18 protein-coding genes are annotated in these 22,931 nt (G+C 72.8%); 15 read left to right on the top strand and 3 right to left on the bottom strand.

The annotated features are described in order from the left end of the window. The first annotated feature begins 36 nt into the window (after nt 1–36). From ACZ7EC_RS29100 to ACZ7EC_RS29130, 7 genes are all read left to right on the top strand, one after another. Entirely contained in the window at nt 37–393 is a 357-nt protein-coding gene (locus tag ACZ7EC_RS29100) for a WXG100 family type VII secretion target (protein WP_471067186.1), read from the top strand. Beyond that, nucleotides 390–4,751 (top strand): polymorphic toxin type 30 domain-containing protein, encoded by a 4,362-nt coding sequence (locus tag ACZ7EC_RS29105; RefSeq protein ID WP_471067188.1) that lies wholly within the window; start codon nt 390–392, stop codon nt 4,749–4,751. Before ACZ7EC_RS29100 ends, ACZ7EC_RS29105 begins: the two co-directional genes overlap by 4 nt. Next, a complete protein-coding gene (locus ACZ7EC_RS29110; RefSeq protein ID WP_471067190.1) occupies nt 4,721–5,089 on the top strand; it encodes a hypothetical protein in 369 nt (122 codons plus the stop codon). Before ACZ7EC_RS29105 ends, ACZ7EC_RS29110 begins: the two co-directional genes overlap by 31 nt. Before the next feature lie 122 nt (nt 5,090–5,211). Beyond that, nucleotides 5,212–6,060, top strand: coding sequence for a GNAT family N-acetyltransferase (locus ACZ7EC_RS29115; RefSeq protein ID WP_471067191.1), 849 nt, complete (start codon nt 5,212–5,214; stop codon nt 6,058–6,060). Between the two features lie 19 nt (nt 6,061–6,079). Then, nucleotides 6,080–6,610, top strand: a complete 531-nt coding sequence (locus ACZ7EC_RS29120) for a GNAT family N-acetyltransferase (protein ID WP_471067193.1) — start codon at nt 6,080–6,082, stop codon at nt 6,608–6,610. 82 nt (nt 6,611–6,692) lie between these two features. Next, the gene (locus ACZ7EC_RS29125) at nt 6,693–8,396 is read left to right on the top strand and encodes a proline--tRNA ligase (RefSeq protein ID WP_471067195.1); all 1,704 of its coding nucleotides are present in this window, start codon (nt 6,693–6,695) and stop codon (nt 8,394–8,396) included. Nucleotides 8,397–8,484: 88 nt separating this feature from the next. Continuing rightward, nucleotides 8,485–9,225: a class I SAM-dependent methyltransferase gene (locus ACZ7EC_RS29130; protein WP_471067197.1), complete on the top strand. Its 741-nt coding sequence runs from the start codon at nt 8,485–8,487 to the stop codon at nt 9,223–9,225. Nucleotides 9,226–9,247: 22 nt separating this feature from the next. Here the strand turns inward: ACZ7EC_RS29130 and ACZ7EC_RS29135 are convergent, their stop codons facing one another. Genes ACZ7EC_RS29135 through ACZ7EC_RS29145 form a run of 3 tightly spaced genes read right to left on the bottom strand, consistent with a single transcriptional unit; the run spans nt 9,248 to nt 11,230 of the window. Continuing rightward, nucleotides 9,248–10,156, bottom strand: coding sequence for an aminoglycoside phosphotransferase family protein (locus tag ACZ7EC_RS29135; protein WP_471067198.1), 909 nt, complete (start codon nt 10,154–10,156; stop codon nt 9,248–9,250). A 49-nt stretch (nt 10,157–10,205) separates the two neighbouring features. Next, entirely contained in the window at nt 10,206–10,715 is a 510-nt protein-coding gene (locus ACZ7EC_RS29140) for a ferritin-like domain-containing protein (RefSeq protein ID WP_471067200.1), read from the bottom strand. Further along, nucleotides 10,712–11,230, bottom strand: coding sequence for a hypothetical protein (locus ACZ7EC_RS29145; protein ID WP_471067202.1), 519 nt, complete (start codon nt 11,228–11,230; stop codon nt 10,712–10,714). The genes ACZ7EC_RS29140 and ACZ7EC_RS29145 overlap by 4 nt, the downstream gene beginning before the upstream one ends. A gap of 226 nt (nt 11,231–11,456) precedes the next feature. Here ACZ7EC_RS29145 and rimP point away from each other — a divergent pair, with 226 nt between their 5' ends. From rimP to ACZ7EC_RS29185, 8 genes are all read left to right on the top strand, one after another. Continuing rightward, a complete protein-coding gene (rimP, locus tag ACZ7EC_RS29150; protein WP_471067204.1) occupies nt 11,457–11,963 on the top strand; it encodes a ribosome maturation factor RimP in 507 nt (168 codons plus the stop codon). Nucleotides 11,964–11,965: 2 nt separating this feature from the next. Next, on the top strand, nt 11,966–12,952 hold the full coding sequence (gene nusA, locus ACZ7EC_RS29155) for a transcription termination factor NusA (protein WP_471067206.1): 987 nt from the start codon (nt 11,966–11,968) through the stop codon (nt 12,950–12,952). Nucleotides 12,953–13,063: 111 nt separating this feature from the next. Further along, nucleotides 13,064–13,360, top strand: a complete 297-nt coding sequence (locus ACZ7EC_RS29160) for a YlxR family protein (protein ID WP_471067207.1) — start codon at nt 13,064–13,066, stop codon at nt 13,358–13,360. A gap of 144 nt (nt 13,361–13,504) precedes the next feature. Beyond that, nucleotides 13,505–16,543: a translation initiation factor IF-2 gene (gene infB / locus ACZ7EC_RS29165; protein WP_471067209.1), complete on the top strand. Its 3,039-nt coding sequence runs from the start codon at nt 13,505–13,507 to the stop codon at nt 16,541–16,543. 316 nt (nt 16,544–16,859) lie between these two features. Beyond that, a complete protein-coding gene (locus ACZ7EC_RS29170) occupies nt 16,860–17,153 on the top strand; it encodes a DUF503 domain-containing protein (protein WP_355152423.1) in 294 nt (97 codons plus the stop codon). A 67-nt stretch (nt 17,154–17,220) separates the two neighbouring features. After that, complete coding sequence (rbfA, locus tag ACZ7EC_RS29175) at nt 17,221–17,673, top strand: 30S ribosome-binding factor RbfA (protein ID WP_471067211.1); 453 nt, start codon at nt 17,221–17,223, stop codon at nt 17,671–17,673. Next, nucleotides 17,670–18,575 carry a tRNA pseudouridine(55) synthase TruB gene (truB, locus tag ACZ7EC_RS29180; RefSeq protein ID WP_471067213.1) on the top strand — a complete coding sequence of 302 codons (906 nt, stop codon included), beginning with the start codon at nt 17,670–17,672 and terminating at the stop codon, nt 18,573–18,575. Before rbfA ends, truB begins: the two co-directional genes overlap by 4 nt. A gap of 375 nt (nt 18,576–18,950) precedes the next feature. After that, on the top strand, nt 18,951–22,826 hold the full coding sequence (locus tag ACZ7EC_RS29185; protein ID WP_471067215.1) for a trypsin-like peptidase domain-containing protein: 3,876 nt from the start codon (nt 18,951–18,953) through the stop codon (nt 22,824–22,826). Nucleotides 22,827–22,931 lie beyond the last annotated feature (105 nt).

The raw sequence follows: 22,931 nt of genomic DNA on the forward strand, positions 1-22,931 counted from the left end.
GCCAGTGAGCGGATCGACGAGGGAGGGCGCGGCACCATGGGGGGCCAGGGCGACGATGGCAAGATCCTCGACATCAAGATCGATGATCTGAAGAAGACGGCACCGCATTTCCAGACGCACAGCCACGATCTGGCCAAGGCGCTGACGAAGCTCAAGTCGGGGCTTGCGGACGCCGGTTCACCGTGGGGCGACGACAAGCAGGGCAACGAGTTCCACAAGGCGTACGGCCCGCTGGTGACGAAGATCGAACACGCGGCGTCCATCCTCTCCCAGGGGCTGGCCAGCATCCACGAGGCCATGAGTGACATGGCGGACGGCCACATCGACAACGAGGAACTCGTCCGCTCGATGTTCAGCCGCGTCCATGTGGACGGCGGGGACCCGGTCAAGTGAGCGCGGCGGACAAGGCGAAGCAGATCGTCCAGGACGTCACCGGCATGTGGTGGCCGGCGGCGGACGAGGGCGGGCTGCGGGACGCGGCCAAGGCGTGGCGGTCGTTCGCCGATGACGTCGAAGGCGTGATGACCGCGGCCAACAAGACGGCCCGCGGCATCATCGAGGACAACAAGGGCGAGGCGATCTCCGCCTTCGACGACCCGTACTGGCGCCGCTATTACGACAACGGCCAGGGCTGGCTGAAGGACATGGCCGACGGTGCCCGTGACATGGCGAAGGCGCTCGACAAGTACGCCGACGCCGTGCATCACGCGGTGACGCGTCTGGAGCACGAGCTGGAGATCGTCGGCGCGACGATCGTCGCGGGCACGGCGCTGGCCGTCTTCACGGCCGGGATCTCGGAGGCCGCCGCGGCCTCTGCCACGGCGGGCATCGTGGAACTCGCAAGCAGTCTGGGCGTGGCCGTGTCGAGCGAGGTGGCGACGATCGCGGGCACCACGCTCGCCACGGCCGCGATCGGCGGCATCGAGTCGGTCACGGTGGACCTGGCGGTGACCCAGCCGGTCTCGATGGCCACGGGTGAGAGCAAGGGCTTCAACCTGGACGAGGTCAGCGACTCCGCGGTGTCCGGGATGGAGTTCGGGGGGCTGCTGGGCGGCGGCGGTGCGGTGGCCAGGGCGGCGGGTGACGCGGGGGGCTTCCGCGCGCTGTTCGACTTCGACGGAGTCCGCCTGCCCAGCACGCTGCCGACCGAACTGGACGGCCTGGGCGCGGACTTGCGTACGGGGGAGAGGACGGCGGCGAGTGACGCCCGCCAGGCGGCCGGTGACGATCCGGAGGGCACGGCGGAGAACCCGAAGAACAAGGTCGAGGACGACAACACCGACCCGGTCGACCTGGTCACCGGCAAGATGTACCTGCCGCAGACCGACGTCACCCTGCCCGGCACCCTCCCTCTCGTCTTCACCCGCCGCGTGGAATCCGGATACAGGCTGGGCCACTGGTTCGGGCCTTCCTGGTCGTCCACCATCGACCAGCACTTGGCGATCGATGCCGAGGGGGTCATCTTCGTCACGGAGGACGGGCTCCTCCTGACCTACGCCCAGCCCGAGCCCGGCGGCGCCCCGACCCTCCCCACCCACGGCAGCAACCGCTGGCCGCTCGCCCGCACGGACGGCGGCTACACGATCACCGACCCCCGCTCGGGCCGCGTCCGGCACTTCGCCGTCCAGTCCCCGGACCGGGCGGTCCTGGAACAGATCGACGACCGCAACGGCAACTGGCTCACCTTCGAGTACGACACCGACGGCACCCCGTTGGCGATCACGTCATCGGCCGGTCACCGCCTGAAGATCACCACCGCCGGTGGGCGGGTCACGGCCCTGCACCTGGCGGGCGCCGCCCCGGACGGCACCGACCAGGAACTCAAACGCTACGGCTACTCCCCGGAAGGCCACCTGACGGAGGTCGTCAACTCCTCGGGCCTGCCGCTGCGCTTCGGCTACGACGAGCGTGGCCGAGTGGTGTCCTGGACGGACACGAACGACCGCTCCTACACCTACGAGTACGACGACCGGGACCGCTGCATCGCGGAGAGCGGCTCCCACGGCCACATGGCCCTGCGGCTCTCCTACGACGACACGGACCCGGAGACCGGCCACCGGGTCACCACGACGGTGACCGGCGAGGGCCACACCCGCCGCTACCTGATCGACGCCAACAGCCAGGTCGTCACGGAGATCGACCCGCTGGGCGCGGCGACCCGGTTCACGCGAGACCGCTACAACCGGCTCCTGTCCCACACCGATCCCCTGGGCAACACGACGACGTTCCGCTACGACGACGAGGGCAACCTCGCCTCGGTCACCCGCCCGGACGGCCGTGAGGCGAGGGCGGAGTACAACGCCCTGGGCCTGCCGGTGAAGGTGACGGGCACCGACGGGAACATCCAGCGCCTCACCTACGACGAGCGGGGCAACCGCACAGCGGTGACGGACCCGGCGACCCGGACGACCCGCTTCACCTACACCGAGGCAGGCCACCTGACGTCGGTGACGGACCCACTGGGCGACACCACCAGGGTGGTCTGCGACCGCGCGGGCCTGCCCGTCGAGATCACCGACCCGCTGGGCGCGGTCACCCGCTACACACGCGACGCCTTCGGCCGCCCGACCGCCATCACGGACCCCACCGGTGCGACGACCCGCCTGGAGTGGACGGTCGAAGGCCGGCTGGCGCGCCGTACGGCCCCCGACGGCACGACGGAGACGTGGACGTACGACGGCGAGGGCAACTGCACGACCTACACCGACGCGCTGGGCGGCGTCACCCGCTTCGAGTACACCCACTTCGACCTCCTGTCGGCCCGCACGGGCCCCGACGGAGTGCGCTACGAGTTCACCCATGACGCGGAACTGCGCCCGACCAAGGTCACCAACCCCCAGGGCCTGACCTGGGACTACACATACGACCCGGCCGGCCGCCTGCTCACGGAGACAGACTTCGACGGCCGCACGCTGACGTACGAGCATGACGCCGCCGGCCGCCTGATCTCGCGCCGGAACGCCCTTGGCGAGGTGACGTCCTTCGCACGCGACGCCCTGGGCCGTATCACCGCGAAGAACGCGGCAGGCCAGGTCACCACCTACGCGTACGACTTCACCGACCAGTTGGCTCAGGCCACGGGTCCGGACGGCACGACCGTGATGTTGCTGCGCGACCGCTACGGCCGCCTGCTCTCCGAGACGGTCGACGGCCGCACGCTGAAGCACGCCTACGACTCCTCGGGTCGCCGCACGGGCCGTACGACCCCGACGGGTGCGGTCTCCACCTGGTCGTACGACGCGGCGGGCAACCGCGCCCGGCTGACGACCAACGGCCGCACGATCGACTTCGCCCACGACGCGGCGGGCCGCGAACTGACCCGCCGCGTAGCCGGAACGGTCACCGTGTCCCACACCTTCGACCCCCTGGGCCGCCTGGCCGCCCAGTCGGTGACCGGCACCGGAGGCAGGCTGGTGCAGAGCAGGGCGTACACCTATCGGGCCGACGGCAATGTCATCGGCATCGAGGACCACCTGTCCGGTACCCGCCGCTTCGACCTGGACGCGACGGGACGGGTGACGGCGGTCCACGCGGCGAACTGGACGGAGCGTTACGCCTACGACGAGGCAGGCAACCAAACAGAAGCCGCCTGGCCGACGACCCATCCGGGCGCCGAGGCGACAGGCACCCGCACGTACGCGGGCACCCGCGTCCTCCGCGCCGGCGAGGTCCGCTACGAACACGACGCCCTGGGCCGCATCACCCTCCGCCAGAAGACCCGCCTGTCCCGCAAGCCGGACACCTGGCGCTACGAATGGGATGCCGAAGACCGCCTCACCTCAGTGGTCACCCCGGACGGCACTCGCTGGCGCTACACCTACGACCCCCTGGGCCGCCGCACCACCAAACAACGCCTGGCCGACGACGGCGAGACCGTTTTGGAAAAGGTGACCTTCACCTGGGACGGCACCACTCTCTGCGAACAGACGACAGCCTCTTCGGCCCTCCCGAACCGGGTCACCCTCACCTGGGACCACCAGGGCCTGCGCCCCCTGACCCAGACGGAACGCATCACAGCGGCCGACGCCTCCCAGAACGAGATCGACTCCCGCTTCTTCACGATCGTCACCGACCTGGTCGGCACGCCCAGTGAGCTGATCGATGAGCAAGGTGAGATCGCGTGGCGCACCCGAAGCACCCTGTGGGGAACAACGGCCTGGAACACCGACGCCACGGGGTACACACCGCTGCGTTTCCCAGGCCAGTACTACGACCCCGAAACCGGTCTCCACTACAACTACTTCCGCCACTACGATCCCGAAATCGGCTGTTACAGCACTCCTGACCCGATGGGCTTGGCCCCGGCCCCGAATCCTGTTGCGTATGTGTCCAACCCGCACACGTGGGTGGATCCGCATGGGCTGAGTCCCTATCCGCCCCGTGTAGAGGACGGTGGCTGGGACCTGAGGAATCACAATCCACTCGACATCGTCCCCGACGACGCTGAGATGCGTGTTCTCAGGCCAGATCCCAACGGAGGTGCGCAAAAAGGAGTCGAATACAAATGGAAGGACCCTGATACGGGAAACACTGTTCGACTCCGAGTGCACGACAGGGACGGTACTGCCCCAGCAGGCTCGAATGCGGCGAACGGTGATGTCTATCGCATCTCGATCGGCGGCAGGTACCAGGACGATGCGGGGAACTTGTACCATCGGCAAGTTCACAACCCGAACAGCCCAAACTATAATTCTGCAGCGGCCAATGGCACGCACATACCGTGGCCGACCCGATATCCGCTGCCATATTGATGAACCAGGTTGCACACATGGAATCCCGAGAATATGTCGAAATGGTACGCAAGGCCCTGGATGTCGAGCCGGGGCTACGCGAGCGTGCGGCGGACGAAATCACGGACCGGTTGACCGCTTACACGCCGGCTCAGGCTTCGGCGCTGGCGACTTTGTTGTCGGCGGTCGCGGTGGCCGAATCGGAGAACTCGGCCCTGGAGGCCGAACTGCACGCCATCCTCGAGTTGATGTCGACTGGCCATGTACAACGTGAGCAGGTCGCACAGCTACGGGAGATCCAGCTTGAACAGCTGCCGTCGGAGCTGCGTGAATACGTGAACGACTTGCTCGAAGGATGAGCCTGGGAGTGCAGGTGCCCAAAGTCGGTGCCCCCCGCGATCCCGGACTGTTCGACGCGCCGGTGGGAACGCGCGGCTATAGTGCCAAGACCAGCGCAAACCCCAGGGTGAGGCCCCCGCACTTGTTGACCCAGACCACCTCACGGGTGCTCGAACCGAGCGACCTCGACGCCGCGCTCGCGGTCCTGGACCGCGAGCCGGTCGCGAATGCCTTCGTGACCGCGCGCGTCCGGATCGCCGGGCTCGACCCCTGGCGGCTCGGCGGCGAGATGTGGGGCTGGTACGAGGACGGCATGCTCACGTCCCTGTGCTATGCGGGCGCCAACCTGGTCCCGATCTGCGCCACCCCCCGCGCCGTGCGGGGCTTCGCCGACCGTGCCCGGCGGGCCGGGCGGCGCTGCTCCTCCATCGTCGGCCCCGCCGACGCCACCTCCGCGCTGTGGCGGCTGCTGGAACCCCACTGGGGCCCGGCCCGCGACGTCAGGCCCCACCAGCCGCTGATGGTCACCGACCGCATGCCCGACGACATCGCCCCGGACCCCTACGTCCGCCGCGTCCGCAAGGACGAGATGGAGACGATCATGCCGGCGTGCGTGGCCATGTTCACCGAGGAGGTCGGCGTCTCCCCGCTGGCGGGGGACGGCGGGCTGCTCTACCAGGCGCGGGTCGCCGAACTCGTGGGCGCCGGGCGGGCCTTCGCCCGGCTCGACCGGGACGGCAAGGTCGTCTTCAAGGCCGAGATCGGCGCGGCCACCTCCCAGGCATGCCAGATCCAGGGCGTATGGGTGGCCCCCGAGCACCGGGGCAAGGGCGTCGCCGCCCCGGCCATGGCGGCGGTCCTGCGCTACGCGCTCGCGGACGTCGCCCCCGTGGTCAGCCTGTACGTCAACGACTTCAACACCGCCGCGCGCCGCACCTACCGCAGGGTGGGCTTCCAGGAGATCGGCGCCTTCATGAGTGTGCTGTTCTGAACCCGGATACGCTCCCGGCATGGATCTAGCGATCGGCCCCCTGGACCTGGCGGCCCGCGTGGACGAGGCCCTGGCGGTCCAAGCGCTGGCGTTCGGCCTCGGCCCGGACGAAGTCGCCGTACGGCGCCAGATCGTCCAGCGGCACATGCGGTTTCCGGGCGCGCGGGCCCTCGGCGCGAGCGTCGGCGGGCTCCTCGTCGGCTTCGTCTACGGCATGCCGAACTCCCGTACCCACTGGTGGTCCACGGTCGTCGAGCCGTACCTGCGCGCGGCGGGCAACGACTCCTGGCTGGACGACTCCTTCGTGATCACCGAACTGCACGTCCACCCGGACCACCAGAACCGGGGCATCGGCCGCCGTCTGATCACCCGGATCACCGACTCGGCCACCGAACCCCGCTCGATCCTCTCCGCGATCGACACCGACAGTCCCGCCCGCGGCCTCTACCACTCCCTGGGCTACGTCGACCTCGCCCGCCGCGTGCACTTCCCGAGCGCGCCGCGCCCGTACGCCGTCATGGGGGCCCCGCTGCCGCTGCGCAGGCGATAGGGCGATAACCGATTTCCGCCCGCCCGGCAAGCCCGGCTAACCTCCTATGCCATCACCGGTTATCTGTAGGAGTACGAGAACCATGGCCAACGCACAGGTCCAGCGCATGTCCCAGTTGATGGCGAAGACGCTGCGCGACGACCCGGCGGACGCCGAGGTCCTCAGCCACAAGCTCCTCGTCCGCGCCGGGTACGTCCGCCGCACCGCCGCCGGCATCTGGTCCTGGCTGCCCCTGGGCAAGAAGGTCCTCGCCAACGTGGAGCGCGTCGTACGCGAGGAGATGGACGCCATCGGCGCCCAGGAGGTGCTGCTGCCCGCGCTGCTGCCCCGCGAGCCCTACGACGCCACCGGCCGCTGGGACGAGTACGGGCAGGAGCTGTTCCGGCTCAAGGACCGCAAGGGCGGCGACTACCTCCTCGGCCCCACCCACGAGGAGATCTTCACCCTGCTGGTCAAGGACCAGTGCACGTCCTACAAGGACCTGCCGGTGATCCTCTACCAGATCCAGTCCAAGTTCCGCGACGAGGCCCGCCCCCGCGCCGGCATCCTGCGCGGCCGCGAGTTCCTGATGAAGGACTCGTACTCCTTCGACACCGCGGACGAGGGCCTCGCCGAGGCGTACGCCCTGCACCGCGAGGCCTACCAGCGGATCTTCGCGCGCCTCGGCCTGGACTACCGCATCGTCGCGGCCACCGCCGGTGCGATGGGCGGCTCCAAGTCGGAGGAGTTCCTGGCCCCCGCCGGGGCCGGCGAGGACACCTTCGCGGACTGCCCGAACTGCGACTTCGCCGCGAACACCGAGGCGGTCCACTACGCGCTCCAGCCCGTCGACGGCTCCGCCGTGCCCGCGCTGGAGGAGATCCCCACGCCCGGCACCCCGACCATCGAGACGCTGGCCGCCTCGCTCGGCGTGCAGGCGTCCGACACGCTGAAGAACCTGCTGGTCAAGGTGGACGGCGAGATCGTCGCGGTGGGCGTGCCCGGCGACCGCGAGGTGGACATGGGCAAGGTGGAGGAGCACTTCGCGCCCGCCGCCGTCGAGATGGTCACCGAGGCGGACTTCGCGGACCGCCCCGACCTGGTGCGCGGCTACGTCGGACCGCAGGGCCTCGGCGAGAAGGTGAAGTACATCGCCGACCCGCGCGTGGCCCCCGGCACCGCCTGGATCACCGGCGCGAACAAGGCGGACACCCACGCGAAGAACGTCGTCGCCGGGCGGGACTTCGAGGTCGACGAGTACGTGGACGTCGTGGTGATCCAGGAGGGCGACCCCTGCCCCGCCTGCGGCACCGGCCTGAAGCTGGACCGCGCGATCGAGATCGGCCACATCTTCCAGCTGGGCCGCAAGTACGCCGACGCCCTCAAGCTCGACGTCCTCGGCCAGAACGGCAAGCCCGTCCGGGTCACCATGGGCTCCTACGGCATCGGCGTCTCCCGCGCCGTCGCCGCGCTCGCCGAGCAGACCGCGGACGAGCAGGGCCTGTGCTGGCCCAAGGAGATCGCCCCGGCCGACGTGCACGTGGTCGCCGCCGGCAAGGCCCTCCAGACCGAGCTGGCCCTCGACGTCGCCGGCAAGCTGGCCGCCGCGGGCGTCCGCGTCCTGGTCGACGACCGCGCCGGTGTCTCGCCGGGCGTCAAGTTCACCGACGCCGAACTGATCGGCGTCCCCCGGATCCTCGTCGCCGGCCGCCGCGCGGCCGAGGGCGTCCTGGAGCTGAAGGACCGCAAGACGGGCGAGCGCGAGGAAGTCACGGTGGAGGACGCGATCGCGCGTCTGACGGCGTAATCCCCGCTCGGGAGCCCCGCGCCCGCAAGGGTGCGGGGCTCCGCCCATCCTGTTGACCGTACCCGGCAGGTGGTGCTGAAGTCGGCGCGTGGACAGCATCCCCGCCAACCGGCGCTTCTGGAACCGCTTCAGCAGCACCTACCAGCGCGCACACGACCCGCAGATCGGCGCCGCCCCCCGGCTGTGGGGCACGTACGCCATCCCCGACGCGCACCTGGGCGCCCTGGGCGACGTCACCGGCAAGCGCGTCCTCGAACTCGGCTGCGGCGCCGGCCAGTGGTCCAGGGCGCTCGCCGCCGAGGGCGCCCACGTGGTCGGGCTCGACCTGTCCGAGGCCCAGCTCGCCGCGGCGGCCCGCGCGAGGGGAGCGGCCCGCTACCCGCTGGTGCAGGGCGCCGCCGAACACCTCCCGTTCGCCGCCGACAGCTTCGACCTGGTCTTCTGCGACTACGGCGGGCTCAGCTGGGCACCTCCGCACCTGGCCGTCCCGCAGGCCGCGCGTGTCCTGCGCCGCGGCGGCCGGCTGGTGTTCAACGTCGCCAGCCCCTGGTTCGAAGCCTGCTACGACGAAGCCGCCGGCCGCGTGACCACGACGCTGCAGCAGGACTACTTCGGGCTGAACACCATCGCCGAGGACGACGGCGCGACCAGCTACCAGCTCACCTACGGCGACTGGATCAGGGTCCTGCGCGGTGCCGGCCTCGTCATCGACGACCTCATCGAACCGCGGCCCGAACCCGCGGCGGCCAACGGCTACAACGAGACCGACCCGCCCGACTGGGCACACCGCTGGCCGGCGGAAATGATCTGGGTGACCCGCAAACCGTGAACACCGCCACCGCCACCGCCGCCTAAAGCCACCCGGCGAACTCCAGCAGCAACTCCCCGTCCCTGGGCCTGCCGACCCGCACCGCACGCACCCCCGACTCCACCGCCCGGAACAGCGTCCACCCCCGCAGCCGTTCCTGGTCCACCTCCAGGGACTCCGCGAGGCGCTTGATCCGGCGCCGGGTGATGGACGCGCCTGCCGGTGAGGCGATCAGGTCCTCCACCCGGTCCCGCACCAGCCGCGCCAAGTCGAACGCGTGCTCGCCGACCACCGGATCCGGACCCACCGCCAGCCAGGGCAGCCGCTCCCCGGCCAGCACCTTGCTCTGCCGGAACGTCCCGTGCAGCAGCCGCTCCTCCGGCGGCGCCGCGAGCAGCTCCTCCCGTGCCGCCAGCGCCGCGTCCACCAGTGGCGCCGCCTCCGGCTCCCGCTCCGCGCCCGCCCGCATCGCCACCGCCTGCCGCCCGGTGCGCTCGGCGACGGTCTCGAACGCATGGTCGGCGGGTGGCTCCACCCACAGCCGCCGCAGCGTGCCCGCCGCCTCCAGCAGGGCCTTCGCCTCCGGCAGCGACCGCACCGAGACATCGGGGTGCAGCCGTTCCAGCAGCAGCGCCCCCTCCGCGCTGTCCTCCGCGTCCGACTCCAGCAGCTGTACGGCACCCCGGCCGCCCCAGTGCGCCAGCGCCACCCGCTCGCTCTCCGGCCGGGCCCTGGGCGGGGCCAGCTTCAGCACCGCCGGGCCGCCGTCCGCCCGCCGCACCAGCACCACCAGGCTGCTGCGGCCGCCCGGCACCTGCACCCGCTCGACGGTCAACTCCCGCCGCGCCACGGCTCGTTCGGCCAGCTCCGGCAGCCCGGCCAGCCAGTCGTCCCCGGCCGGGGCGCTCTCCCCGAGCGCCCGCACCAGGCGCCGCGGCGGTTCGAAAGCCATGCGCGAGCCGTTCCCTTCCTCAGTCCTGTAAGCCTCGGCCCTGCAAGCCTCAGCGGGCCGGCGCCACGGCCCCCGACGGCCCCGCGCCCACGGTCCCCGTGTCCGTACCGGTCCCCGTCCCCTCGCCCGCCCGCTCGGCGAGCCCAGGGAAGGCTACGCTCCGTCCGCTCCAGGCCACCGCCCGCACCGCGGCCTCCCGCAGCGCCGCCGCCGCCGAGGCGCGCCGCGCACCGGAGGCCGAGCGCACCAGGTCGGCGTAGACCCCGGCCACCCGCTCCTCGAGCCGAGCGGCGAGCCGTACCGCGTCGGCCGCGTCGCGCACCGCGAACGGCAGGGCGTAGGCCGCGCTCGCCGCCACCGGCCGGCCGCCCAGGTCCCGCACCTCGCGGGTCAGCGCGTCCCGCCGGGCCCGGTGGGCGTCGTACGCCGCCTTCGCCTCGCCCCGGCGCCCGTCGGCCACCCGGCCGCCGACGACGCCGTACCCGTACACCGCCGCGTGCTCGGCCGCCAACGCGGCCTGGAGGGCGGCCAGTTCGGCCTTCTCGCGGTCGTCGCTCACTTCGCCGCCCCCGTGGTCAGCAGGTACGCGTGCGCGGCACCGGCCGCCGCGGTCGAGGCCAGCAGCCGGGCCGACTCGCCCGGCACGTCCAGCAGCGCCTTGGCCCGCCGGTCGGCGAGCGCCCGCTCGGCGGCGGCCAGCGCGGCGAGGGCGTCCTTCCCCCTCGCCGGCACGGGGGCGGGCGAGGGGCCGGGGGAGGCGGAGCCCGAGGGGGTCGGGGTGGGGGTCGTCCCCTCCGTGAACGCGGCGACGTGGGCCGCGACCTCCGCGCGCAGCGGGCGCAACCGCTCCGCGAGGTCCGGGAACGCCGTGAGCACGGCGTCGTAGCGGGCCAGCAGCGCGGTGCTGTCCGCGGCGGCCGCCGCACGGGCCCGCGCGGCGGCCGAGGGGTCGTCGCCGGAATCCGCGCCCGAGGTGCAGCCCGCCAGCAGGGCGGTACCGGCGGCCGAGGCCAGCAGGGTTCTTCTGCGGACACGCGGCCCCGAGGGGGAACGCGGTGGCGAGGGGTACGGCACGGCAGACGTCCTCGGGGAACTCGTACGACAAGAAGTGCGGCGAGCGAGCGCGCGTGATCACCGTACCCGCGCATCTGTCCGATACCAGTCACCGGCACCGCCCGGCCTCACCCGTCCCGCGCCGGGTTGTCCACAGGTGGACGGCAACACTCCCCGCGACCGGATACCCTTTGATCAGACACGCGACCCATCCCACAACAGCACACGCGGCCGAGGAGTCACCCGGATGAGCACCACCCAGAGCGAGAGGCTGCGAGAGCTGCTGGAACCGCTCGTCACCTCCCAGGGGCTGGATCTCGAAGAGATCGCGATCGACTCCGTCGGACGCAAGCGGGTGCTGCGCGTGGTCGTCGACTCGGACTCCGGGGCGGACCTGGACGCGATCGCCGATGTGAGCCGTGCGCTCTCGGCGAAGCTGGACGAGACCGACGCGATGGGTGACACCGCGTACGACCTGGAGGTCGGCACCCCCGGCGCGGAGCGCTCCCTCACCGAACACCGGCACTTCGTGCGCGCCGTGGACCGGCTCGTGAAGTTCCAGCTGACCGAGGGCGGCGAACTGGTCGCGCGGATCCTGGCCGTGGACGAGGAGGGCCTCGACACCGAGGTCCCCGGCGTCAAGGGCCGCAAGGCCACCACCCGCCGGATCGCCTTCCCGGAGATCGCCAAGGCGCGCGTGCAGGTCGAGTTCAACCGCAAGGACAAGAAGGACAAGGAAGAGGAGGAGGCGTAGCCGTGGACATCGACATGAGCGCCCTGCGGGGCTTGGTCAGGGAGAAGGAGATCTCCTTCGACCTGCTGGTCGAAGCGATCGAGTCGGCCCTCCTCATCGCCTACCACCGCACCGAGGGAAGCCGCCGGCATGCGCGCGTGGAGCTCGACCGGGGGACCGGTCATGTGACCGTGTGGGCGAAGGAGGACCCCGAGGACCTGGAGGAGGGGCAGGAGCCGCGGGAGTTCGACGACACCCCCTCGGGCTTCGGCCGCATCGCCGCCACCACCGCCAAGCAGGTGATCCTGCAGCGCCTGCGCGACGCCGAGGACGACGCGACGCTCGGCGAGTACGCGGGGCGTGAGGGCGACATCGTCACCGGCGTGGTCCAGCAGGGCCGGGACCCGAAGAACGTGCTGGTGGACATCGGCAAGCTGGAGGCCATCCTGCCGGTGCAGGAGCAGGTCCCCGGCGAGACCTACCCGCACGGCCAGCGCCTGCGGTCGTACGTGGTCCGGGTCGCCAAGGGCGTGCGCGGACCCTCCGTGACGCTCTCGCGCACCCACCCGAACCTGGTGAAGAAGCTGTTCGCCCTGGAGGTGCCGGAGATCGCCGACGGCTCGGTGGAGATCGCCGCCATCGCCCGCGAGGCCGGCCACCGCACCAAGATCGCCGTCCGCTCCACCCGCTCGGGTCTGAACGCCAAGGGCGCCTGCATCGGCCCCATGGGCGGCCGGGTCCGCAATGTGATGGGCGAGCTGAACGGTGAGAAGATCGACATCGTCGACTGGTCGGACGACCCGGCGGAGATGGTGGCGAACGCCCTGTCACCCGCTCGGGTGAGCAAGGTGGAGGTCGTGGACCTCGCCTCCCGCTCCGCGCGGGTGACCGTGCCGGACTACCAGCTCTCGCTGGCCATCGGCAAGGAGGGGCAGAACGCCCGCCTGGCCGCCCGGCTCACCGGCTGGCGCATCGACATCCGGCCCGACACCGAGCAGCCCGCGGAGTAGGCGCTTCGCCACCAGGGAATGATCCAGGCCGAGAGTGGCTTGGAATGGGACAACAACCGTTCGATCTTTCCCCCACGGGGGTGAGGTCGGTGCGGGGAGGTAGACTTAGCCGTGTCTGGCCGGACGCATGCCGGAGCATGCCCTGAACGCACCTGTGTGGGGTGCCGGGAGCGGGCGGCCAAGGACGATCTTCTGCGGATCGTGCGGAGAGAGGGCGAATGCGTCCCCGATCCGCGCGGTACGCTGCCCGGCCGGGGTGCTTATGTGCACCCCGCCCTGGTCTGTGTCGACCAGGCGGTACGCCGCCGAGCGTTGCCGAGGGCACTGCGCGCCCCGGCCGCGCTCGACACAAAGGCGTTGCGCCGATACGTCGAGCAGGCGACAGTTGCCGAGCAGGCAACGCCGTAAGACATGCCGTACGGAACCCCGTGCGGCTTGGTACCTCGCGAGTCGAAAGCAGGTCGAGATTGCGATGAGCACTCGATGAGTACGCGATGAGTACGCCCATGAACTAGCGACGGTCCGGCTTCACCCGGACCTCAAAGGAGCGAAGTGGCTAAGGTCCGGGTCTACGAACTCGCCAAGGAGTTCGGTGTCGAGAGCAAGGTCGTCATGGCCAAGCTCCAGGAACTCGGTGAATTCGTCCGTTCGGCGTCTTCGACCATCGAAGCGCCGGTTGTACGCAAGCTGACCGACGCCTTCCAGGGTGGTGGCAGCGGCAAGTCCGCCAAGCCCGCCCCGCGCAAGGCTTCCCCCAAGCCCGCCGCGCCCTCTCCGGCGCAGGCGGCTCGTCCGGCTGCCCCGCGGCCGCCGGCGCCCAAGCCCCCGACGCCCGCCGCGCAGCAGCCGGCGGCCCCGGCGGCTCCCGCGGCCTCCGCGCCGGCTCCGGGTCCGCGTCCGGTTCCGGGCCCCAAGCCCGCGCCGCGTCCGGCTCCGGCCGCCCCGGAGTTCACCGCTCCGCCGGCCGCCCCCGCCGCTCAGACCCCGCAGGCTCCGGCCGCGCAGGGTCCGCGTCCCGGCGGCGCCCGTCCCGGTGCCCCCAAGCCCGGTGGCCGTCCGGCCCCCGGTCAGGGTCAGGCCCGTCCGGGTCAGGGTGCGCCGCGTCCCGGTGGCCAGGCCCCGCGTCCGGGTGCCCGTCCCTCCGGCCCGCGTCCGGGCAACAACCCCTTCACCTCCGGCGGCTCCACCGGCATGGCGCGCCCGCAGGCGCCCCGTCCGCAGGGTGGTCCGCGTCCCGGCGGCGCCCCCGGCGCCGGTCCCCGTCCGCAGGCGCCCGGCGCCCAGGGCGGCGGTCCGCGTCCGCAGGCTCCCGGCGGTCCCCGTCCGACTCCGGGCTCGATGCCCCGTCCGCAGGGCGGCGCCCCGCGTCCGGGCGGCCCGCGTCCGAACCCCGGCATGATGCCGCAGCGTCCCGCTGCCGGCCCGCGTCCCGGCCCCGGCGGCCGTGGTCCGGCCGGTGCCGGCCGGCCCGGCGGTGGCGGCGGCGGCGGTCGTCCCGGCTTCGCCGGTCGTCCCGGCGGCGGTGGCGGCGGTGCCCGTCCGGGTGGCGGCGGCGGTTTCGCCGGTCGTCCCGGTGGCGGTGGCGGCGGCTTCGGCGGCGGCCCCGGTGGCGGCGGTCGTCCCGGCTTCGGTGGCCGTCCCGGCGGTCCCGGTGGCCGTGGTGGCACGCAGGGCGCCTTCGGCCGTCCCGGTGGTCCCGCGCGTCGTGGCCGCAAGTCGAAGCGGCAGCGTCGCCAGGAGTACGAGGCCATGCAGGCCCCGAGCGTCGGCGGCGTGATGCTGCCGCGCGGCAACGGCGAGTCCATCCGACTCTCCCGCGGCGCGTCGCTCACCGACTTCGCGGAGAAGATCAACGCCAACCCGGCGTCCCTCGTCGCGGTCATGATGAACCTCGGCGAGATGGTCACGGCCACGCAGTCCGTCTCCGACGAGACGCTGCAGCTCCTGGCCGACGAGATGAACTACAACGTCCAGATCGTCAGCCCCGAGGAGGAGGACCGCGAGCTGCTCGAGTCCTTCGACCTGGAGTTCGGCGAGGACGAGGGCACCGAGGAGGACCTGGTCGTCCGTCCGCCGGTCGTGACCGTCATGGGTCACGTCGACCACGGTAAGACCCGGCTGCTCGACGCCATCCGCAAGACGAACGTCATCGCGGGCGAGGCCGGCGGCATCACCCAGCACATCGGTGCCTACCAGGTCGCGACCCAGGTCAACGGCGAGGACCGCGCGATCACCTTCATCGACACTCCGGGTCACGAGGCGTTCACCGCCATGCGTGCCCGCGGTGCGAAGTCGACGGACATCGCGATCCTGGTCGTCGCGGCCAACGACGGCGTCATGCCGCAGACGGTCGAGGCGCTCAACCACGCCAAGGCGGCCGACGTGCCGATCGTGGTCGCGGTCAACAAGATCGACGTCGAGGGCGCGGACCCGACCAAGGTGCGCGGTCAGCTGACCGAGTACGGCCTGGTGGCCGAGGAGTACGGCGGCGACACCATGTTCGTCGACATCTCCGCCAAGCAGGGTCTGCACATCGACTCGCTGCTGGAGGCCGTGATCCTCACGGCCGACGCCTCGCTCGACCTGCGGGCCAACCCGCACCAGGACGCGCAGGGCATCTCGATCGAGTCCCGCCTGGACCGCGGCCGCGGTGCGGTCGCCACGGTCCTGGTGCAGCGAGGCACGCTGCGGGTCGGCGACACCATGGTGGTCGGCGACGCGTACGGCCGTGTCCGCGCGATGCTGGACGACAGCGGCAACAACGTGGCCGAGGCGGGCCCGTCGACGCCGGTCCAGGTCCTGGGCCTGACCAACGTTCCGGGTGCCGGCGACAACTTCATCGTGGTGGACGAGGACCGTACGGCCCGTCAGATCGCGGAGAAGCGCGCCGCCCGCGAGCGCAACGCGGCCTTCGCGAAGCGCACGCGCCGTGTCTCCCTGGAGGACCTGGACAAGGTGCTCAAGGCCGGCGAGGTCCAGCAGCTGAACCTGATCATCAAGGGTGACGCTTCCGGTTCGGTCGAGGCCCTCGAGTCCTCGCTGCTCCAGCTGGACGTCGGCGAAGAGGTCGACATCCGCGTCCTGCACCGCGGTGTCGGTGCGGTCACGGAGTCCGACATCGACCTGGCGATGGGCTCCGACGCCATCGTCATCGGCTTCAACGTCCGTGCGGCCGGCCGTGCCGCGCAGATGGCGGAGCGCGAGGGTGTCGACGTCCGGTACTACTCGGTCATCTACCAGGCGATCGAGGAGATCGAGGCGGCCCTCAAGGGCATGCTCAAGCCGGAGTACGAAGAGGTCGAGCTGGGTACGGCGGAGATCCGCGAGGTCTTCCGCTCGTCCAAGCTGGGCAACCTCGCCGGTGTGCTCGTCAGGTCCGGCGAGGTCCGCCGCAACACCAAGGCGCGCCTGCTGCGCGACGGCAAGGTGGTCGCGGAGAACCTCACCATCGAGGGCCTGCGTCGCTTCAAGGACGACGTCACCGAGATCCGCGAAGGCTTCGAGGGTGGTATCAACCTCGGGAACTTCAACGACATCAAGGTCGACGACGTCATCGCGACGTACGAGATGCGGGAGAAGCCGCGGGCGTAACGGGGTGACGGTGCGCGCCGGCCGACGGGGGATCCCGTCGGCCGGCGGTGCCGCTTCCCGTCGCCCACCCACCCGACTCGGTCGGCTGGACAGGGGCCGGACGGCTCGGAGCACCGCTCCGAGCCGTCCGGCTCGTGGTCTGTCGGCGGAGCGAGGCGGTACGGAGCTCTCCGGCCGGCCTCGGGGCCGGCCGGGCCGGGCGGCCGGCCGAAACCCTGTCGAGGCACCGCCCCGCACGCGGTACCGTTTCTTGATGTCCCCCAGCCACCCGGCAGGGGCCATCGATCCCGTACCGGCGGGTGAACCGGCAACATACATGTACGTGGGGACCCTGTCCTTCGACCTCCTCCTCGGCGACGTCCACTCGCTGAAGGAGAAGCGTTCCGTCGTCCGCCCGATCGTCGCCGAACTCCAGCGGAAGTACGCCGTGAGCGCGGCCGAGGTGGACCACATGGACCTCCACCGACGGGCCATCATCGGCCTCGCCGTGGTCTCCGGAGACGCGGCGCACCTCACGGACGTACTGGACCGGTGCGAACGGCTGGTCGCCGCCCGCCCCGAGGTGGAGCTGCTGTCCGTACGCCGCCGCTTCCACGGCGACGACGACTGACCCGGACCGCGGAACGAAGACCACGGATCAAAGACCAAGGAATCAGGAAAGAACGGGAGCTGGACCAGTGGCCGACAACGCGCGGGCGAAAAGGCTGGCGGACCTCATCCGAGAGGTGGTTGCCCAGAAGCTGCAGCGCGGGATCAAGGACCCGCGGCTCGGCTCGCACGTCACCATCACGGACACCCGCGTGACGGGTGACCTGCGGGAGGCGACCGTCTTCTACACGGTGTACGGGGACGACGAGGAGCGGGCGGCCGCAGCGGCGGGCCTGGAGAGCGCCAAGGGCATCCTGCGCTCCGAGGTCGGCCGCGCGGCCGGGGTCAAGTTCACCCCGACCCTCACCTTCGTCGCGGACGCCCTGCCGGACACCGCACGGACCATCGAGGACCTCCTCGACAAGGCCCGGCAGTCCGACGCCAAGGTGCGGGAGACCTCCGCGGGCGCCACCTACGCCGGCGGCGCGGACCCCTACCGCAAGCCCGCCGACGACGAGACGGACGGCGACGCCGCGGAATGACGCAGAAGCACACCACGCCCGACGGCCTTGTCATCGTCGACAAGCCGTCGGGCTTCACTTCGCACGACGTGGTCGCCAAGATGCGCGGGATCGCCCGGACCCGCCGCGTCGGCCACGCCGGCACCCTCGACCCGATGGCCACCGGCGTGCTGGTCCTCGGCGTCGAGCGCGCCACCAAGCTCCTCGGCCACCTCGCACTGACCGAGAAGGAGTACCTGGGCACCGTACGGCTCGGCCAGGACACCCTCACCGACGACGCGGAGGGCGAGATCATCTCGTCCACCGACGCCTCCAAGGTGACCCGCGAGGCCATCGACGCCGGCATCGCCAAGCTCTCCGGCGACATCATGCAGGTGCCGTCCAAGGTCAGCGCCATCAAGATCGACGGCGTGCGGTCGTACAAGCGGGCCCGCGAGGGCGAGGACTTCGAGATCCCGGCCCGCCCGGTGACCGTCTCCTCCTTCACGGTCTACGACGTCCGGGACGCCGTCGCCGAGGACGGCACCCCCGTCCTCGACCTGGTCGTCTCCGTCGTCTGCTCCTCCGGCACCTACATCCGCGCGCTCGCCCGCGACCTGGGCGCCGACCTGGGCGTCGGCGGACACCTCACCGCGCTGCGCCGCACGCGCGTCGGGCCGTACAAGCTCGACTCGGCGAGGACCCTGGACCAGCTCCAGCAGGAGCTGACCGTGATGCCGATCGCCGAGGCCGCCGGGGCCGCCTTCCCGCGCTGGGAGGTGGACGCCAGGCGCGCCAAGCTGCTGCTGAACGGGGTCCGCCTGGAGATGCCCGACGAGTACGCGGACGCCGGTCCCGTCGCCGTGTTCGGTCCCGAGGGCCGCTTCCTGGCGCTCGTCGAACTGCACAAGGGCAAGGCCAAGAGCCTGGCCGTCTTCGCCTGAGCGCAAGCCTTCGTCCGGGCGGTGGTCCTCGTCGGGCGGTGGCCCTCGTCCGGGCGGTGGCCTTCGCCGGATGAGGGCCTTTGCCGTGGAGCGGCGGCCGGCACGGGGGTACGCCCCTGCCGCCGCTCCACGGTCCCCCCACTTCCCCCACCTCTAGGGTTATCCAGCCGCCCCCGCCAATTCACCCGTCCGGGCAGGCGCTCGGAGTGAACCGGGGGAGCGGAAGGGGGCGCGTTCCCCGAGCGGGCCGCCTCGCCGATCTTCACCCGCCTACCGTCGCCACAGGCACGGGCAAGGCGGGAAGGCAGGACGATGACGGCAGGAGACCCGCGAACCGGCAGCGCCCGCGGGGCCACGGCGCACGGCACGGGTGACATGACGGACGCGACGGGACCGGCCGCCGCCCACACGGAGGCCGCCGACGCGGAGGCCGCTCACGGGGAGGCCGCCCGCACGGACGGTGCACGCTCGGGCGGGGCGCGCGGCGCGCGGGTGATCACCAGCCCCCGCCCGCACCCGGCAGGCGCCACCCTTCCCCACCCCCACCCGGCGGGCGCCCTCGGCATCCGCCGTACGGACCCCGCCCCCTTCGCGGACGCCCGCACCACCGACCCGCTGGTCCACATCCAGGACCCCGCCGGCCGCCCCCGCGGCACCGGCTTCCTCGCCGACCACCACGGCACCCTCCTGACCAGCCACGAAGCCGTCGACGGCCTCGACCGGCTGGTGCTGCGCGCCGGGGACCGCACCCGCGTGGTCGGCGCCGAGGACGTGACCGGGCTGCCCGCCCGGAACCTTGCCCTGGTGCGTACCGAGGGCCTGGACGTGCCGCCGCTGCCGCTGAGCGGCCGGGAGAGCGTCGCGGCCGGCACCTACGTGCGGCTCGCCGCCGGGGTCTGGCGCGAGGCGCGGGTGCTGGCCGCCGCCGAGGTGTCGTACGGCCGTCACCTGATCGGCGACGCGCTGGAGCTGGCCATCGGGACGGCGGGCCGGGACGCGCTGCGCCCCGGCGGCGGGGCGGCCGGCGGCCCTGTGGTGGACGCGCGTACCGGCGCGGTCCTCGGCGTCCTCGGCACCGTCCTGCACGCCCCCCACCGCGACGCCGGCTTCGCCGTGCCGCCGCACACCGCCGACGGCCCCCTCGCCGAGCTGCTCGCCCGCAACGCGGCCACCGTGCCCGCGTACGGCGCCGACCTCAACCTCGCCGGCGTCCTGGAGCTGACCGCCACCTCGGTGGGCCAGGACGGCCCGCCCAGGGCCCTGGTGCAGCCGGTCGAACGCCCCGCGGTGGCAGCGGAGTTGGCCTCCTTCGCGGACGAGGGCGACCGGTGCGTGCTCGGCCTGGTCGGCGCACCGGGCAGCGGCCGTACGACGGAACTCGCGGCGCTCGCCGCCCGCCGTGCCCGCGCCGCCGCGCCGACGCTGTGGCTGCGCGGCGCCGATCTGGAGGAGCGTGACGGCTCGCTGGCCGACGCCGCCCACCGCGCCCTGTGCCGGGCCGCCCGCATCATCGCCGCCGCCCGCCGTCTCGACCCCGACCTCGGCGACCTCACCCCCGAACGCCTCGCCGCCCGCGCCGGCCGCCCCCTCCTGCTCCTCCTCGACGGCCCCGAGGAGATGCCCCCCGCCCTGGCCCGGCGCCTTTCCGCATGGACCGAGGGCACCCTCGCCTGGCTCCGGCAGACCGGCACCCGTCTGGTGGTGGCCTGCCGGCCGGAATACTGGGAAGAGGTCGGCTTCGCCTCGATTCCCGCACGGGCCGTGGCACTTGGCGACCTGGACGCACGGGAGGCCGAGCAGGCGCGGGTGCGGTACGGGCTTCCCGAGGGCCTGCTCGCCGCGCGGGACGCCCGGCATCCGCTCACCCTGCGGCTGCTGTCGGAGGTGTGGGCCGTACTGCGGACGGCGCCGTTCGCCGGTCCCGTCGACCGGCACGAGGTGCTCGCGGCCCACCTGGACCTGGTGTGCCTGCGCATCGCGGTGCGGCTCGCCGCCGAGCGCGGGCTGCGCGGCACGGCCGTACGACGGCTCGCCGCGCGGGTCGCCGGGCAGGTGCACGAGGCCGCCCGGCTCAGCCTCGGGGCGGGGCACGGGGAACTGGACCGCGCGTCCTTCGAGGCGGTGTTCCCGTGGGGGCAGGCCCCCGAGCGGCTCGGCGGTGGCACCGGCTGGGCACCGGCCGTGCTCGCCGAGGGCCTGCTCGTGCCGGCCGGGCGGGGCTACCGCTTCGCCCACGAGGAACTGGCCGACTGGCTCCAGGGCCTGCACCTCGACCTGGACGAGGCCGTGCACACCCTGGTGCACCGCGCCCGTGACTCCGGAGCGGAGCCGGTGGATGCGGACGCGGATACGGACGCGGCGCCGGTGCCCCGCCATCGCGCCGGGCCCGTCGTCCAGGCCCTGCTGCACCTCGGCCGCCGCCAGGGCTCCCGTCAACTCGCCTTTCAGTTGCGTGAGTTGGTGGACGCATTGGATCTGGACACCGAGTCCTGGTGGGCCGCCCGGCTGCTCGCCGGGGCCCTGGGACAGGTGCCGGACGCGACGCCGTACACCGAGGTGCTGCGGCTGCTCGCCGAGCGCGTGGTGGCCTGGCGGCGCGAACTGCGTCCGGTGCCGGAGGAGTTCGGGCCCGCCTTCTGGACCGGACTGCCTCTGCCGATGGCGGGGCGCCTGGACCTGCTGCGCCGGCTCGTCCTCGCCGACCCGGCGGCGGGCGCGTCGAGGGCGCGGGTGCGGCCGTCCGGTGGGGGTGCGCCGGCGTCGGATGCGGGTGCGCCGGGTGCGGGTGCGTCGACCGCGGGTGCGGCGCGTGCGGGTGTGCCGGCCTCGGGTGCGTCGCCGGTGGGCGGTGGGGCGGTCGCGGCTGCGCCGGGGGAGCGGTACCTCGACGCCGTCGCCCGGTTGCTGGCGTCCGCACCCGACGCCGTACAGCCGTGTCTGACGCGGTGGTTCGAGGACGAGCGGCCGCTGCCCGCCGCCCCGCACGCCACCGTGGCGACCGCCGCGCAGGCCCTGCTGCACACCCATCGGCACGGCGCGCTCGACACGCTCACGCAGGCGCTGGCCGAGAGCGGCCACCGGTACGCGGAGGAGCTGCTCACCGTGCTCGCCGAGGAGGAGCCGTCGGCGCTGTGCCGGGCCGTGCACCGCTGGGCGCGGGACGGGCGGTCCGCCCGGCACCCGGCCGCCGTGGCGCTCGCGCTGCGCGCCGCCCCGCATGTGCGCGGGGCCGGGGACCGCGAGCTGCTGTGCCGTGCCGCGCGCGCCGTGCTCGGCCGCCCCGCCGACCACGCCCTGCACGGCGGCGCCCACGCCCTCCTGGCCGGCGACCCGCGGTTCCGCGACCGCCATCTGGCCGACGCGCTGCGCCACTTCGCCGACGGTGACCCGCTCGTCCCCGCGACCGCCCTGCTGCCCGCGCTGCCCACCCACCCGGAACCCGTCCTGGACGCCTTCCGTACTCGGCTGCGCGGCCCGCACCGGGTGGCGGCCGACTGCCTGCGCCGTCTGCTCGCCGATGTCACCACCCCGGCCCTCGCCCGCGCGGCCGCGAACCTGCTGCGGGAGGCGGCGCGCCCGCACCCGGAGACCGCCGGCCGGATCGCCACCGCCGTCGAGCACCGGCTGGAACCCGGCCCCGCCGCCCGCCCCGTACTGTTCCCGCTGGTCACCGGCCTGCTCAGGGACGGCCCCGAGCCACTGCGGGCCGCCCTCGCCACCGTCCTCGCCGCCCCCGGCACCCGCGCCGCCGGCTCGCCGCGCGCCGAACTCCTGGACTTCCTGCTCGCCCGCGAACAGGAGCCGTCGGTGCTGGTCGCCGTGGTGCACGCGGCGGTCTCGGAATCCGGCCCGGCAGTCTCGGAGACAGGGTCGGCGGTCTCGGAAACAGGGTCGGCGTTCCCGGATTCCGGGTCGGCCGTCCCGGAATCCGGCCCGGCGGCCTCGGACGCCGGTCAGGAGATCCTGGACGCCGGTGGGGAGGTCCTGGACGCCGGCCAGGGGGCCTGGGCACCGCGCCGCGCGGACGAGGTCCGCGCCCTCGTCCACCGCACCGGGCTGCTGCTGGGCCGCACCCCCGAGGGCGCCACCCGCTTCGACCGCGCCCTGGCCGACCTCGGTCGGCACGTCCCCGGCTTCGCCGCCCGGATGACCCGCTGGCTCGCCGACGCCCCGGACGAGTGGGCCGCCGTGGTGGGTCCCAGCACCCGCCGCACCCTGGAAATCCTCGGGGGCGCGCGGGTACCGGCCTGACACCGCCCCCCGAGCCGCCCCGGCGACGTGCGCCCGGTCACAGCACCCCCGCCGATGCGGGCCCCGGCCACCCGGCATGGCACCCTTAGACCTGCACAATCGTCA

The organism is Streptomyces sp. NPDC037203 (genome assembly GCF_055605065.1).